The sequence below is a fragment of the Geodermatophilus sp. SYSU D00697 genome, from assembly GCF_054050175.1.
The window spans coordinates 1-12,360 of record NZ_JBJGYV010000054.1 but is presented as its reverse complement, the minus strand read 5'-3'; the positions used below and the strand labels follow the sequence as shown (position 1 = coordinate 12,360).

General features: G+C 72.9%; 11 protein-coding genes. 4 read left to right on the top strand and 7 right to left on the bottom strand.

Annotation, left to right across the window (positions count from 1 at the left end; genetic code table 11):
- From ACI79C_RS24840 to ACI79C_RS24820, 5 genes are all read right to left on the bottom strand, one after another.
- Positions 1–509: DUF7712 family protein (locus tag ACI79C_RS24840; RefSeq protein WP_456948376.1), on the bottom strand; the 509-nt coding region annotated here is incomplete at its 3' end.
- An 85-nt stretch (positions 510–594) separates the two neighbouring features.
- Positions 595–1,452, bottom strand: coding sequence for an ABC transporter ATP-binding protein (locus tag ACI79C_RS24835; protein ID WP_456948375.1), 858 nt, complete (start codon positions 1,450–1,452; stop codon positions 595–597).
- Positions 1,449–2,501 (bottom strand): ABC transporter ATP-binding protein, encoded by a 1,053-nt coding sequence (locus ACI79C_RS24830; RefSeq protein ID WP_456948374.1) that lies wholly within the window; start codon positions 2,499–2,501, stop codon positions 1,449–1,451. Before ACI79C_RS24830 ends, ACI79C_RS24835 begins: the two co-directional genes overlap by 4 nt.
- Positions 2,491–3,489, bottom strand: a complete 999-nt coding sequence (locus ACI79C_RS24825) for a branched-chain amino acid ABC transporter permease (protein ID WP_456948373.1) — start codon at positions 3,487–3,489, stop codon at positions 2,491–2,493. The genes ACI79C_RS24830 and ACI79C_RS24825 overlap by 11 nt, the downstream gene beginning before the upstream one ends.
- Before the next feature lie 3 nt (positions 3,490–3,492).
- On the bottom strand, positions 3,493–4,779 hold the full coding sequence (locus ACI79C_RS24820) for an ABC transporter permease subunit (protein WP_456948372.1): 1,287 nt from the start codon (positions 4,777–4,779) through the stop codon (positions 3,493–3,495).
- Between the two features lie 260 nt (positions 4,780–5,039).
- On the opposite strand from ACI79C_RS24820, the gene ACI79C_RS24815 reads away from it, so the two are divergent.
- Positions 5,040–5,681, top strand: coding sequence for a GNAT family N-acetyltransferase (locus ACI79C_RS24815; RefSeq protein WP_456948371.1), 642 nt, complete (start codon positions 5,040–5,042; stop codon positions 5,679–5,681).
- A 115-nt stretch (positions 5,682–5,796) separates the two neighbouring features.
- On the opposite strand, the gene ACI79C_RS24810 is transcribed toward ACI79C_RS24815, so the two are convergent.
- Entirely contained in the window at positions 5,797–6,219 is a 423-nt protein-coding gene (locus tag ACI79C_RS24810; RefSeq protein WP_456948370.1) for a PaaI family thioesterase, read from the bottom strand.
- A gap of 97 nt (positions 6,220–6,316) precedes the next feature.
- On the opposite strand from ACI79C_RS24810, the gene polA reads away from it, so the two are divergent.
- Complete coding sequence (gene polA, locus ACI79C_RS24805) at positions 6,317–9,061, top strand: DNA polymerase I (RefSeq protein WP_456948369.1); 2,745 nt, start codon at positions 6,317–6,319, stop codon at positions 9,059–9,061.
- Positions 9,061–9,633, top strand: coding sequence for a GNAT family N-acetyltransferase (locus ACI79C_RS24800; RefSeq protein ID WP_456948368.1), 573 nt, complete (start codon positions 9,061–9,063; stop codon positions 9,631–9,633). Before polA ends, ACI79C_RS24800 begins: the two co-directional genes overlap by 1 nt.
- A gap of 3 nt (positions 9,634–9,636) precedes the next feature.
- Here ACI79C_RS24800 and ACI79C_RS24795 read toward each other — a convergent pair whose 3' ends face one another.
- The gene (locus tag ACI79C_RS24795) at positions 9,637–10,536 is read right to left on the bottom strand and encodes a class I SAM-dependent methyltransferase (RefSeq protein ID WP_456948367.1); all 900 of its coding nucleotides are present in this window, start codon (positions 10,534–10,536) and stop codon (positions 9,637–9,639) included.
- A 215-nt stretch (positions 10,537–10,751) separates the two neighbouring features.
- On the opposite strand from ACI79C_RS24795, the gene rpsA reads away from it, so the two are divergent.
- On the top strand, positions 10,752–12,215 hold the full coding sequence (gene rpsA / locus ACI79C_RS24790; RefSeq protein ID WP_456948366.1) for a 30S ribosomal protein S1: 1,464 nt from the start codon (positions 10,752–10,754) through the stop codon (positions 12,213–12,215).
- Positions 12,216–12,360: the final 145 nt, after the last annotated feature.

The window sequence follows — 12,360 nt, the reverse complement described above, 5'->3', positions numbered from 1 at the left end:
CCGCCCGCTGCGGCCGCGCGGCCCCCCGCCGCTCGCCGGCGGCCCCCCCCCCCCGCCGGGCCCCGCCCCCCCCCCCCTGGGTGTCGGGGTCCGCGCTGCAGCCGCTGGCCCCGTGGCTGCCAGTCGGCGGGCCGGCCCCTGTGGTTGGAGAACTCCACCGACCACCGCCACCAGCTGTGGTCGGGAGCGTGCTCCCAGGCGGTCAGGACGCCGACCTCCCCGCCGGGCAGGACCACGGGCAGCCCGAAGAGCTCCGGCCCGGGCCAGACCTCGCTGCGCCTGATGCCCGCGTCGCCGAGCTCGAGCAGGGTGATGGGGGAGTAGTCGCCCTCCCGGTCGGCGTCACCGCGCAGGACGACGCTGTCGTCGTCGGCCACCACCTCCACCCGGAGCTGGGCGGGCGCGGCGTGCACCAACACCCTCGAGAAGCCGCCGGCGGTGGTCGCGCGCGCGAACTCCAGGCCGTTCATCCCGCCGTCGCGGGACCGCATGCTCCAGGTCCAGTTCATGCCGGACCCCTACCCCGCGAGGGCCGCAGACGAGCGACGGCGCCGTCCCGGGTGGGGACGGCGCCGTCGAGACCGGCTGGGGCTCCTACTGGGCCTTGGCGAGGGTCCCCAGGTAGAGCTCGATGACCTTGGGGTCGGTCATCAGGTTGCCGCCGGTGTCGGTGTAGGCGTTGCGGCCCTGGTCGAGGACGTAGCCGCGGTCGCAGATCTGCAGGCACCGCCGGGCGTTCTGCTCGACCATGATGATCGAGACCCCGGTCGCGTTGATCCGCCGGCAGCGGATGAACACCTCGTCCTGGTAGGCCGGGGAGAGGCCGGCCGAGGGCTCGTCGAGCAGCAGCACCGACGGGTCCATCATCAGCGCCCGGCCCATGGCCACCATCTGCCGCTCGCCACCGGAGAGCGCTCCGGCCTTGCCCTTGCGCCGCTCGCCGAGCAGCGGGAACAGGTCGATGACGTAGTCGAAGCGCTCCTTGAACGTCTTCGGCCGCAGGTAGACGCCCATCTGCATGTTCTCCTCGATGGTCAGCGAGGGGAACACGTTGTTGTTCTGCGGGACGTAGCCGACGCCCAGGGACACCAGCCGGTGGGCCGGCGCGGAGGTGATGTCCTCCCCGCGCAGCGTCACCGTCCCCGAGCGGACGGGGATGAGCCCGAACAGCGTCTTGAGCAGGGTCGACTTGCCGGCGCCGTTGGGCCCGATGATCCCGACGAGCTCGCCCTCCTGCAGGTAGAAGTCGCAGCCCCGCAGGATGTTGACGCCCGGCACGTAGCCGGCCACCAGGTCGTCGGCCCGCACGAGGGCGCCCTCGGCCAGCCGGACGTGCTCCTCGCGCGTCGCGGCCTTCTCCGCGGGGGAGAGCGTCGCGGCCGACGAGGCCGCCTGGGCGGCGCGGGTGAGGTCCTCGCCGGACTCGTCGACCTGGAACAGGGGGTCGCTCATCGGTCGGTCCTCTCCTGGGGCGGGACGTCGGAGCTGAAGACGTCCCCGCCCTCGACGTGCTCCTCGCGGGCGATCTCGCGCTCGGCCTCGGCCAGGACCCGGTCCTCGTCCTCGACGGTGAGCGGGGCGTCGTGGTGGGCGCCCAGGTAGGCGTCGACGACGGCCTGGTTCTGGCTGATCGACTCGGGCGGTCCCTCGGCGATCACCCGGCCGGCGGCCATCACCACCACCCAGTCACTGATGTCCCGGACGACGTCCATGTCGTGCTCGACGAAGATCACCGTCATGCCCTGCTCGCGCAGGTCCTTGACGTGCCCGAGCAGGCTCTGGGTCAGCGCCGGGTTCACCCCGGCCATCGGCTCGTCGAGCATGACGACCTTGGGGTCGCTCATCAGCGCCCGCGCCATCTCCAGCAGCTTGCGCTGACCGCCGGAGAGCGTGCCGGCGAAGTCGTCCTTCTTGGCGTCGAGCTTGAACCGGGTGAGCAGCTCCATCGCCCTCTCGGTGTTGGCGCGCTCCTGCGATCGCCAGGAGCCGGGCAGCAGCGCCCCGAAGAAGCTCTCGCCCTTCTGCCCCTGGGCGCCGAGCAGCATGTTCTGCAGCACGGTGAGCCGGGACAGCGCCTTGGTCAGCTGGAAGGTGCGGACGACGCCGAGCCGGGCGACCCGGTGCGGCGGCAGGTTCGACAGCGACTTGCCGTCGAAGGTCCACCGCCCGGCGTTCGGCTGGTCGAAGCCGGTGAGCAGGTTGAACAGCGTGGTCTTCCCGGCACCGTTGGGCCCGATCAGGCCGGTGATGCCGCCGCGCTGGATCTCCAGGTGCTCCACGGCCACGGCGGTGAGGCCGCCGAAGGTGCGCGTCACGCCGTCCACCACGACGATCGGGTCGGGCTTGGCGACCCCCACCTCCCACGGGACGTCGCGCAGGGCCGCCTGGGCCAGCCGCCGCGGCGCGCCGCCGGCGGCCGGGTCGAGGGACGCGGCGTGCGCTCCGCTGCCGGCGGGGGGCTCGGACTGCCCCGGCTGAGCAGGCGTCGAGTCAGCGGGCATCGAGCATCACCTCTCGTCGGTCACCGAAGATGCCTTGTGGCCGGAAGACCAACAACAGCATGAGCCCGAGCCCCACGAGCACGAAGCGGATCGTCGCGACGTCGGTGGAGGTGAGCAGGCCCTCGGGGATGACCCCGTTGTCGATCAACGCGCGCAGGCCGGCGTCGGCGAACTGCAGGATGAACAACAGGATCATCCCCCCGATCACCGGACCGAACACCGTCGCGGCGCCGCCGAGGATCAGCGCGGCGTAGGCCAGGAAGGTGTTGGCGTTCTGGTACTGGTCGGGGATCGCCGAGCCGGTGCCGACGGCGTAGACCATCCCGCCGAGGGCCCCGAGGATCCCGCCCATGACCAGCGCCTGCATCTTGTAGACGTACACGTTCTTGCCCAGGGCGCGGACGGCGTCCTCGTCCTCGCGGATGGACCGGACCACGCGACCCCACGGGCTGCGCATGAGCGCCCAGATGAGCAGGCAGGACAGCAGCACCAGCACCCAGCCCACGAAGGCCACCCAGAGCTCACCGCCGGACCAGCTGGTGCCCAGGATGCGGTAGCGCTCGTTGGTGGCCCACGGCGCCAGTGCGAGGAAGTCGGCGTTGAAGGCCGAGATGCCCCGGGTGCCGTTGGTCACCGGCGTCGCCGACACCGACCGGAACAGCAGCCGCAGCCCCTCGGCGGCGGCGATCGTCACGATCGCCAGGTAGTCGGCGCGCAGCCGCAGCGTCGGCAGGCCGAGCAGGAGGGCGAGGACGACGGCGGCCAGCAGGCCGATGGCGACCCCGACCCAGAAGTCCAGGCCCCACTTGCTGACCGAGATGGCGATGCCGAACCCGCCGAGCATGGCGAAGGCGATCTGGCCGAAGTTGAGCAGGCCGGTGTAGCCGAACTGCACGTTGATGCCGACGGCCAGCAGGACGAAGAAGATCGCCTGGAAGCCGAGCGCGGCCTTGCCCGCGATGGCGAGTGCGTTGATGACGTCGCTCAAGGGTCAGCCCACCCGGACGCGGCTGCCCAGGATCCCCTGGGGCCGGATGACGAGGATGACGATCAGCAGGAGCAGCCCGCCGACGTACTTGACGTCGTTGGGGATGACCAGCGTCGACATCTGGACGAAGACGCCTACGACGAGGCTCCCGACGAGGGCGCCGTAGGCGGTGCCCAGGCCGCCGAGGGTGACGCCGGCGAACATGAGCAGCAGCAGCCGGAAGCCCATGTCCCACTGGACCTGGTCGGACAGCCCCAGCAGCACCCCGCCGAGGGCGGCCAGCCCGCCGCCCATCATCCAGACGACGAGGATCACCCGGTTGACGTCGATCCCCGAGGAGGCGGCGAGGTCGCGGTTGTCCGCGACCGCCCGCATCGCCTTCCCCATCTTGGTGCGCTGCAGCATCAGGGCGACGAGCAGCAGCACGACGATCGAGACGACGATCGAGGTGAGGTCGGCGTTGGTCAGCCGGAACAGGCCGTAGTCGACTGCGCGGCCGCCGCCGACGCCCTGGTAGGGGTTGGAGCGGCCGCCGTAGACCAGCTGGATGAGGTAGCGGAGGGCCAGTGAGAGGCCGATCGAGACGACCAGGGCCGCGATCAGCCCGGTGCCGCGGCGGCGCAGCGGGCGCCAGAGCCCCAGCTCGTTGAGCGCCCCGACCGCCGCCCCTACCACCATGGCGATCAGCGCAGCCGGGATGAGCGGGACGCCGCCCTCGACGTTGACGAACCAGGCGACGACCGCGCCGATCGTGACGAGCTCGCCGTGCGCGAAGTTGGTCAGGCCCGTCGTCCCGAAGATCAGCGACAGGCCGACCGCGCACATGGCGATCAGCAGGCCGAAGCGGATGCCGTCGACCAGCAGCTGGACGGCTCGGATGGTGCCCCCGCCGCCCTCCCGGCTGCCGTCGTTGAGGCCGATGATCACCGCCTGCCGGCGTCCCTCGTCGACCGTGACCGTGCGGCTGTCCTCGCCGGCCAGTTGGACGTTCTCCGGCAGGTCGTCGGCGTTGAGCGTGACCACGTACTCCCCGGGGCCGGGCAGGTCCACCTCCCAGCGGCCCTGCTCGTCGGTCTCGACGGAGTCGACCTCCTGGCCGGTGGCCGTGGTGACGGTCATCTCCACGCCCTCGATCGGGCCGCTGCGACTGGTCTGCAGCGTCCCGGCGACCTGCTCGCCCTCGGCCTGGGCGATCCCCGGGACGAACGCGGCGAGCCCCAACCCGAACGCGGCGACCAGGAGGACCCGGACCAGGTGGCGGCGCCGGGCGTGGGGACCGGACCGGCCCACGGACCCGGTGGGGTCCGGAGCCGGAACTGGTCGTCGACCGTGTCGTCGGACACGGCCTGGCGCGTGCGTCACTCGACCTCCTAGGCGTGCTGAGTGCGGGGGACCCTAACCCGGCTGTGTTTCCGGTCGCTGTCCTCACCGCGAGCTGTGACCTTTCCGCGACACGCCGCGGGTGTCACCTCCGTCCCCGAGCGGCGCGCCGCCGTGCCTCGCGGCCGCCGGGAGTGCAGGCTGCAGCCACCGTCCAGGGGAGGACTCCGGTGCCAGGTTCGGGTTCACGGTCCCTCGTCACGACGCGCGCGGCGCGTCCCGACGACCTGCCTGCCGTCCTCGCCCTGGTGCGCCAGCACCGGGCCGAGGCCCACGCCGAGGGCGTGCTCACCGGGCAGACGCCGGGAGCGGCCGCGGCGGCCGGGTTCCGCAGGCTGCTCGCCGATCCGGCGCACCAGGTGGTCCTCGCCGTGCTACCCGGTCCCAACGCGCCCGACGGTGGGGTGCGTGGCGAGGTGGTGGTCGGCCTGGCGATCCTCGGGCTGGACCCGCTGTCGGTGGTCCTCGGCGTCCCGCAGGTGACCGTCGACAACCTCGTCGTCCACCGCGACCACCGCCGTCGCGGCGCGGGAGCCGCGCTGCTCGCCGCCGCCGTCTCCCACGCGACCGGTGCGGGGGCCGACCACGTCGTCGCCGCCGTCGGCGGGCACGAGGCGGAGCGGCAACGCTTCTTCGCGCGCATGGGGTTCGCCCCGCTCACCACCCGCCGGATCGTCCCCCGCGAGACCCTCGCCCGGGCGCTCTCCGCCTGGCAGCGCGGCGGGGTGACCGTCCCGGTGCCGCGCCGTCCCGCGGTGCGCCGCCGGCCGGTCCCGCGGGTCGTCCCGCTCCTGGACGCCGCCGAGGGCTGACCGCGCCGTCGAGTTCCCCACGGCGCAGTCCTGACCGCCATCCGGGTCCGGGGCGGGCGGGACGGGCGTTAAAGGGGCGGTGCGGTCGGCGACCTCGCCCAGCAGCGAGGCCGCGTCAGCTCTGCCGCGACGGCGCCGCGTCGCCGAGCATGCAGGTCAGCCGGGCGGTCGCCGTCGGCCGGCCGGCGTCGTCGCTGACCTCGACGCGGAAGGTGGCCAGCGTCCGGCCGCGGCGCACCGGGGTGGCGACGGCGGTGACCGACCCGCTGGTGGCCGCCCGCAGGTAGCTGACGTTGAGCTCGACGCCGACGCAGCGGCGTCCCGGGCCCGCGCCGAGGGCCGCCGCCCAGGACCCGACCGTCTCGACCAGCGCGCAGGTGGCCCCGCCGTGCAGCAGCCCGGCCGGCTGCTGGTTGCCCTCGACCGGCATGGTCGCGACCAGGTGGTCGGGGTCGTAGTCGGTGATCTCGATGCCGAGCTTCTCGTCGAGCGGGCTGGAGAAGCCCGGGGGCAGCCAGTCGGGGCGGGCGAGCGTCACCGCGGCACGGTAACCGTCCACGGCCCCGCTGCAGGGGCCCGGCCCGAGCTCCCGAGGGCCGGGGGGCAGCGGGGTCCTTTCACTAGGATCGGGCCCGATGTCCGCTCCGGTCTCCGCCCCCGCGTCCAGCCCCGCCGTCCCGACCGCTGGCGCCGTGCGCCCGCGGCTGCTGCTGCTCGACGGGCACTCCCTGGCCTACCGCGCCTTCTTCGCCCTGCCGGTGGAGAACTTCTCCACCACCACGGGGCAGCCGACGAACGCCGTCTACGGGTTCACGTCAATGCTGATCAACGTGCTCCGCGACGAGCAGCCGACGCACCTCGCGGTCGCCTTCGACGTGGGGCGCAAGACGTTCCGCAGCGAGATCTACGCGGAGTACAAGGCCAACCGGACAGAGAGCCCCACGGACTTCCGCGGCCAGGTCAGCCTCATCCAGGAGGTGCTGGCCGCCCTGCACATCCCGGTGATCACCGCCGAGGGGTTCGAGGCCGACGACGTCATCGCGACCCTGACCGTGGCCGCCGTCGACCAGGGCATGGACGTGCTCATCTGCACCGGCGACCGTGACGCCCTGCAGCTGGTCAACGAGCACGTGACCGTGCTGTACCCGCGCAAGGGCGTCTCCGACCTCACCCGGTTCACCCCGGAGGAGGTCGAGGCCAAGTACGGCCTGTCGCCGGCCCAGTACCCGGACTTCGCCGCACTGCGGGGCGACCCCAGTGACAACCTGCCCAGCATCCCGAGCGTGGGGGAGAAGACCGCCGCGAAGTGGGTGCGCGAGTACGGCTCGCTCGACGCGCTCGTCGACCGGGTCGACACCGTCAAGGGCAAGGTCGGCGACAAGCTGCGCGAGCACCTGTCGTCGGTCCTGCAGAACCGCCGGCTGACCGAGCTCGACCGTGCCGTGCCGCTCGAGCTGGGGCCCGCCGACCTCGCCGTCCAGCCGTGGGACCGCAACGAGGTGCACACCCTCTTCGACAACCTGCAGTTCCGGGTGCTCCGGGACCGGCTGTTCGCGACCCTCAGCAGCGCCGAGCCCGAGGTGGAGGGCGGCTTCGACGTCGCCGTCGACGAGGTGCCGGCGGGTGGGCTGCGGGCGTGGCTGGACGAGCACGCCACCACCGGCCGCACCGGCGTCATCTTCCGCGGCACGTGGGGGCGGGGCACCGGGGAGCTGACCGGCCTGGCGCTGGCCGCCGCCGACGACCACACCACCTTCGTCGACCTCGGTCCCGACCTCGACGTCACCGACGAGCAGGCGCTCGCGGCGTGGCTCGCCGACCCGTCCCGGCCGAAGGTCGTCCACGAGGTCAAGGGGCCGCTGCTGGCCGTCTGGGCGCGCGGCTGGCAGCTCGAGGGGGTGGTCAGCGACACCGCGCTCGCCGCCTACCTCGCGCTGCCCGGCCAGCGCTCGTTCGACCTCGGCGACCTCGCGGTGCGCTACCTGCGCCGCGAGCTCAAGGACGCCGCCGCCGAGGAGACGCAGCTGACCCTCGACGGGATGGGCCCCTCGGAGGCCGACCTCGCCCGGGAGGCGGCCACGGCCGACGTCCTCAAGGCCGTCGCGGTCAACGACCTGTCCGACGCCCTGGAGTCGGTGCTCGGCCAGCGTGGCGGCGACCACCTGCTCGGCGCGATGGAGCTGCCGCTCACCTTCGTCCTGGCCCGCATGGAGCAGCGGGGGATCGCCGCCGACCTGGAGTTCCTCCAGGAGCTTCAGCGGGAGTTCGCCGAGGGCGTCGCGGCCGCGGCCGCCGAGTGCTACGCGGTGATCGGCCGCGAGGTGAACCTGGGCTCGCCCAAGCAGCTGCAGGCGGTGCTCTTCGACGAGCTCGGCCTGCCGAAGACCAAGAAGATCAAGTCCGGCTACACCACGGACGCCGACGCGCTCACCTGGCTGCTCGAGCAGACCGGTCACCCGTTCCTCGAGCACCTGCTCCGCCACCGCGACGTCACCCGGTTGCGCACGGTCATCGACGGCCTGATCCCGATGGTCGACGACGGCGGACGCATCCACACCACGTTCCAGCAGACCATCGCCGCCACCGGCCGGCTGAGCTCCACCGACCCGAACCTGCAGAACATCCCGATCCGCACCGCCGAGGGGCGCCGGATCCGGCAGGCATTCGTCGTCGGCTCCGGTCACGAGTCGCTGATGACGGCGGACTACAGCCAGATCGAGATGCGGATCATGGCCCACCTCTCCGGCGACGAGGGCCTGATCGAGGCCTTCACGTCCGGCGAGGACCTGCACTCCTTCGTCGCCGCCCGGGCGTTCAACATCCCGATCGAGGACGTCGACCCGGAGATGCGCCGACGGATCAAGGCCATGAGCTACGGGCTGGCCTACGGGCTGTCGGCCTACGGCCTCTCCCAGCAGCTGCGGATCTCCACCGAGGAGGCCCGCGAGCAGATGCACGCCTACTTCGAGCGCTTCGGCGGCATCCGCGACTACCTCGACAGCGTCGTCGACGACGCCCGGCAGACCGGCTACACCGAGACGACGCTGGGCCGGCGCCGCTACCTGCCCGACCTGACCAGCGACAACGGGCAGCGGCGCCAGATGGCCGAGCGGATGGCGCTCAACGCCCCGATCCAGGGCTCGGCGGCCGACGTCATCAAGGTCGCCATGTTGAACGTGGAGAAGGCGATCGCCGCCGAGGGGCTGCGCTCCCGGATGCTGCTGCAGGTCCACGACGAGCTGGTGCTCGAGGTCGCGCCGGGGGAGAGGGAGGCGCTGGAGGCGCTGGTGCGCCGCGAGATGGCCGGCGCCGCCGAGCTCTCGGTGCCGCTGGAGGTCTCCGTCGGCTTCGGCGCCAGCTGGGACGCCGCCGCGCACTGATGGCCGACCCCGACGCCCGACCACCCGCACCCGCCCGGCCCCGGGGGGTCACCGTCGCGCACACCGCGCAGCTGCCGGAGGACCTCCTGGCGGCTGCCCGGACCCTCCTCGACGAGGCGTTCGAGGGCGACTTCACCGACGAGGACTGGGAGCACGCGCTCGGCGGCGTGCACGCCCTCGTGCTCGACGGCGGTCGGCTCGTCGGCCACGGCGCCGTCGTCCAGCGCCGGCTGGTGCACCGGGGGAGGGCGCTGCGCGTCGGGTACGTCGAGGCCGTGGCGGTCCCCGCCGCGCACCGGCGCCGGGGCGTCGCGTCGGCGGTCATGGACCAGCTCGAGGCCGTCGTCCGCCGGGCGTACGACGCCGGCGCCCTCAGCGCCACCGACGACGGCGCCGCGCTCTACGCCGCCCGCGGCTGGCAGGCCTGGCGGGGGCCGACGGCGGTGCTCACCCCGGAGGGCCTGCGCCGCACCCCGGACGACGACGGCTCCGTGTACGTCCTGCCGGGACCGGCGCCACTGGACCTCGACGGCGAGCTGGCCTGCGACTGGCGCGACGGCGACCCCTGGTGAGTCTCACCGTCGACCTGTGGTCGAGGGTGAGGGTCCTGCGTCAGCGCCCGGTGGGGCGGGCTTCGTGCACACCAGGATCAGCGTCCCCGGCACGAGGGCTCCGCGGGCCGGTGACCACTGGCCCCACTCCTGGGTGCGGCCCGGCGTCCACTCCGGCTCGACCAGGTCCGCCAGCACGAACCCCGCACCGACGACGGCCCGCACCCAGTCGCCGACCGTGCGGTGGTGCTCGACGTAGACCGCGCGCCCGTCGTCGTCGGTCTCCACGTACGGGGTGCGGTCGAAGTAGGACGAGACGATGCGCAGGTCCTCGGGGTCGGGGGAGTCGGGGAACGGCCAGCGCATCGGGTGGTTCACCGACGCGACGAAGCGGCCGCCCGGCCGCAGCACCCGCGCCACCTCGGCCAGGGCGCCCTCGACGTCGGCGACGAAGGGCAGCCCGCCGTAGGACGAGCAGGCCAGGTCCACGCTCGCCGAGACGAGCGGGAGCGCCCCGACGTCGGCCTGCACCAGGGGGACGGCGGTGCCGGTGGACCGGTTGAGCTCCGCCGCGCGGGCCAGCATGCCGCCGGAGAGGTCCAGCGCCACGACGTCGGCCCCGGCGCGGCGCAGCCAGCGCGAGCAGGGCGCCGAGCCGCAGCCGACCTCGAGCACCCGGCGGCCCGCGACGTCCCCGAGCAGGTGCGCCTCGCCCTCCCGCAGCCCCTCCGGGCACCACAGGAAGTCGGCGTCGCCGAGGTCGGCGCCGTGCTCGGCGAGGTAGGCCGGCGCCGCGGCGTCCCACCAGCGGCGGTTGGCCCGGGCGGACTCCGCGGCGCCCGAGGGGCGCCGGGTCACCCCGCCGGGGGCCGGGTAGCCGTCCTCGGCGAGGGGCAGGCCGGGGAGCTGCGGGAGGCCGTCCATGACACGCCGATCGTGACACGCCGCAGGCGGCCCCACGCGGGTGCCGACCCAGGTGGACCCGCCCCTCCGGACCTCAGTAGCATGGGAATGCGCCAGAGGTCTGTCTGTGCTGTCCCCAACGGGGGTCGGCGCGCGCCGGTCTCCCCGCTCCCCGCGGTCACCCGGCCGCGGGTCGTCCTGTCCCTCCTCATCCCCCGTCCGGAGCACTCGACCACATGACCTCCACCCAGGTCCGTCCGAACAGCACCCCCCAGGTCGCCGTCAACGACATCGGCACCGAGGAAGACTTCCTCGCCGCGATCGACCAGACGATCAAGTACTTCAACGACGGCGACATCGTCGAAGGCGTCATCGTCAAGGTCGACCGGGACGAGGTGCTGCTGGACATCGGCTACAAGACCGAGGGCGTCATCCCCTCGCGGGAGCTGTCCATCAAGCACGACGTCGACCCCAACGAGGTCGTCACCGTCGGCGACGAGGTGGAAGCCCTCGTCCTCCAGAAGGAGGACAAGGAAGGCCGCCTGATCCTGTCCAAGAAGCGCGCCCAGTACGAGCGCGCCTGGGGCACGATCGAGGCGAAGAAGGAAGCCGACGAGGTCGTCACCGGCACCGTCATCGAGGTCGTCAAGGGTGGCCTCATCCTCGACATCGGCCTGCGCGGGTTCCTCCCCGCCTCGCTGGTGGAGATGCGCCGCGTCCGCGACCTGCAGCCCTACGTGGGCCGCGAGCTCGAGGCCAAGATCATCGAGCTCGACAAGAACCGCAACAACGTCGTCCTCTCCCGCCGGCAGTGGCTGGAGCAGACCCAGTCCGAGGTCCGCAGCGAGTTCCTCAACAAGCTCGCCAAGGGCCAGGTCCGCACCGGCGTCGTCTCCTCGATCGTCAACTTCGGTGCGTTCGTGGACCTGGGTGGCGTCGACGGCCTGGTGCACGTCTCCGAGCTGTCCTGGAAGCACATCGACCACCCGTCGGAGGTCGTCGAGGTCGGCCAGGAGGTCACCGTCGAGGTCCTCGACGTCGACCTGGACCGCGAGCGGGTCTCGCTGTCGCTGAAGGCGACGCAGGAGGACCCGTGGCGGCAGTTCGCCCGGACCCACCAGATCGGCCAGGTCGTGCCCGGCAAGGTCACCAAGCTGGTGCCCTTCGGTGCGTTCGTCCGTGTCGACGAGGGCATCGAGGGTCTGGTGCACATCTCCGAGCTGGCCGAGCGCCACGTGGAGATCCCCGAGCAGGTCGTGCAGGTCGGCGACGAGATCCTGGTCAAGGTCATCGACATCGACCTCGACCGGCGCCGGATCTCCCTGTCGCTCAAGCAGGCCAACGAGGGCGTCATCGGCGACGAGGACCAGTTCGACCCGGCCGCCTACGGCATGGCCGCGTCCTACGACGAGCAGGGCAACTACATCTACCCCGAGGGCTTCGACCCGGAGACCGGGGAGTGGCGCGAGGGCTTCGAGGCGCAGCGCGACGAGTGGGAGCGGCAGTACGCCGAGGCCCAGGCTCGCTACGAGGCGCACCGCAAGCAGATCGCGGCGGCCAAGGAGGCCGACGCCGAGGCTGCGGCCGGCGGCAACTACTCCAGCGGTGGCGACGCGGCCCCGAGCGACACCTCGGGCGGGACGCTGGCCAGCGACGAGGCGCTCGCCGCGCTGCGGGCCAAGCTCGCCGGCGGGGAGTGACCGCGCTCGGCTGAGCGCAGCTGTACCACCTGAGCCGAGGGCCCGGGCCCGGGGGGGGCCCGGGCCCGCGGGGGCCCCCCCCAACACCCGGGGGGCGCTTTCCAACAATCCATGCCCCCCCGGTGTGGGGGGCCCCCGCGGGGTG

Excerpts from the sequence above, each read along its gene's own strand:
- ACI79C_RS24835 (WP_456948375.1), bottom strand. The coding sequence starts at position 1,452 with ATGAGCGACCCCCTGTTCCAGGTCGACGAGTCCGGCGAGGACCTCACC.
- ACI79C_RS24830 (WP_456948374.1), bottom strand. The coding sequence starts at position 2,501 with ATGCCCGCTGACTCGACGCCTGCTCAGCCGGGGCAGTCCGAGCCCCCC.
- polA (WP_456948369.1), top strand. The coding sequence starts at position 6,317 with ATGTCCGCTCCGGTCTCCGCCCCCGCGTCCAGCCCCGCCGTCCCGACC.
- ACI79C_RS24800 (WP_456948368.1), top strand. The coding sequence starts at position 9,061 with ATGGCCGACCCCGACGCCCGACCACCCGCACCCGCCCGGCCCCGGGGG.
- ACI79C_RS24795 (WP_456948367.1), bottom strand. The coding sequence starts at position 10,536 with ATGGACGGCCTCCCGCAGCTCCCCGGCCTGCCCCTCGCCGAGGACGGC.
- rpsA (WP_456948366.1), top strand. The coding sequence starts at position 10,752 with ATGACCTCCACCCAGGTCCGTCCGAACAGCACCCCCCAGGTCGCCGTC.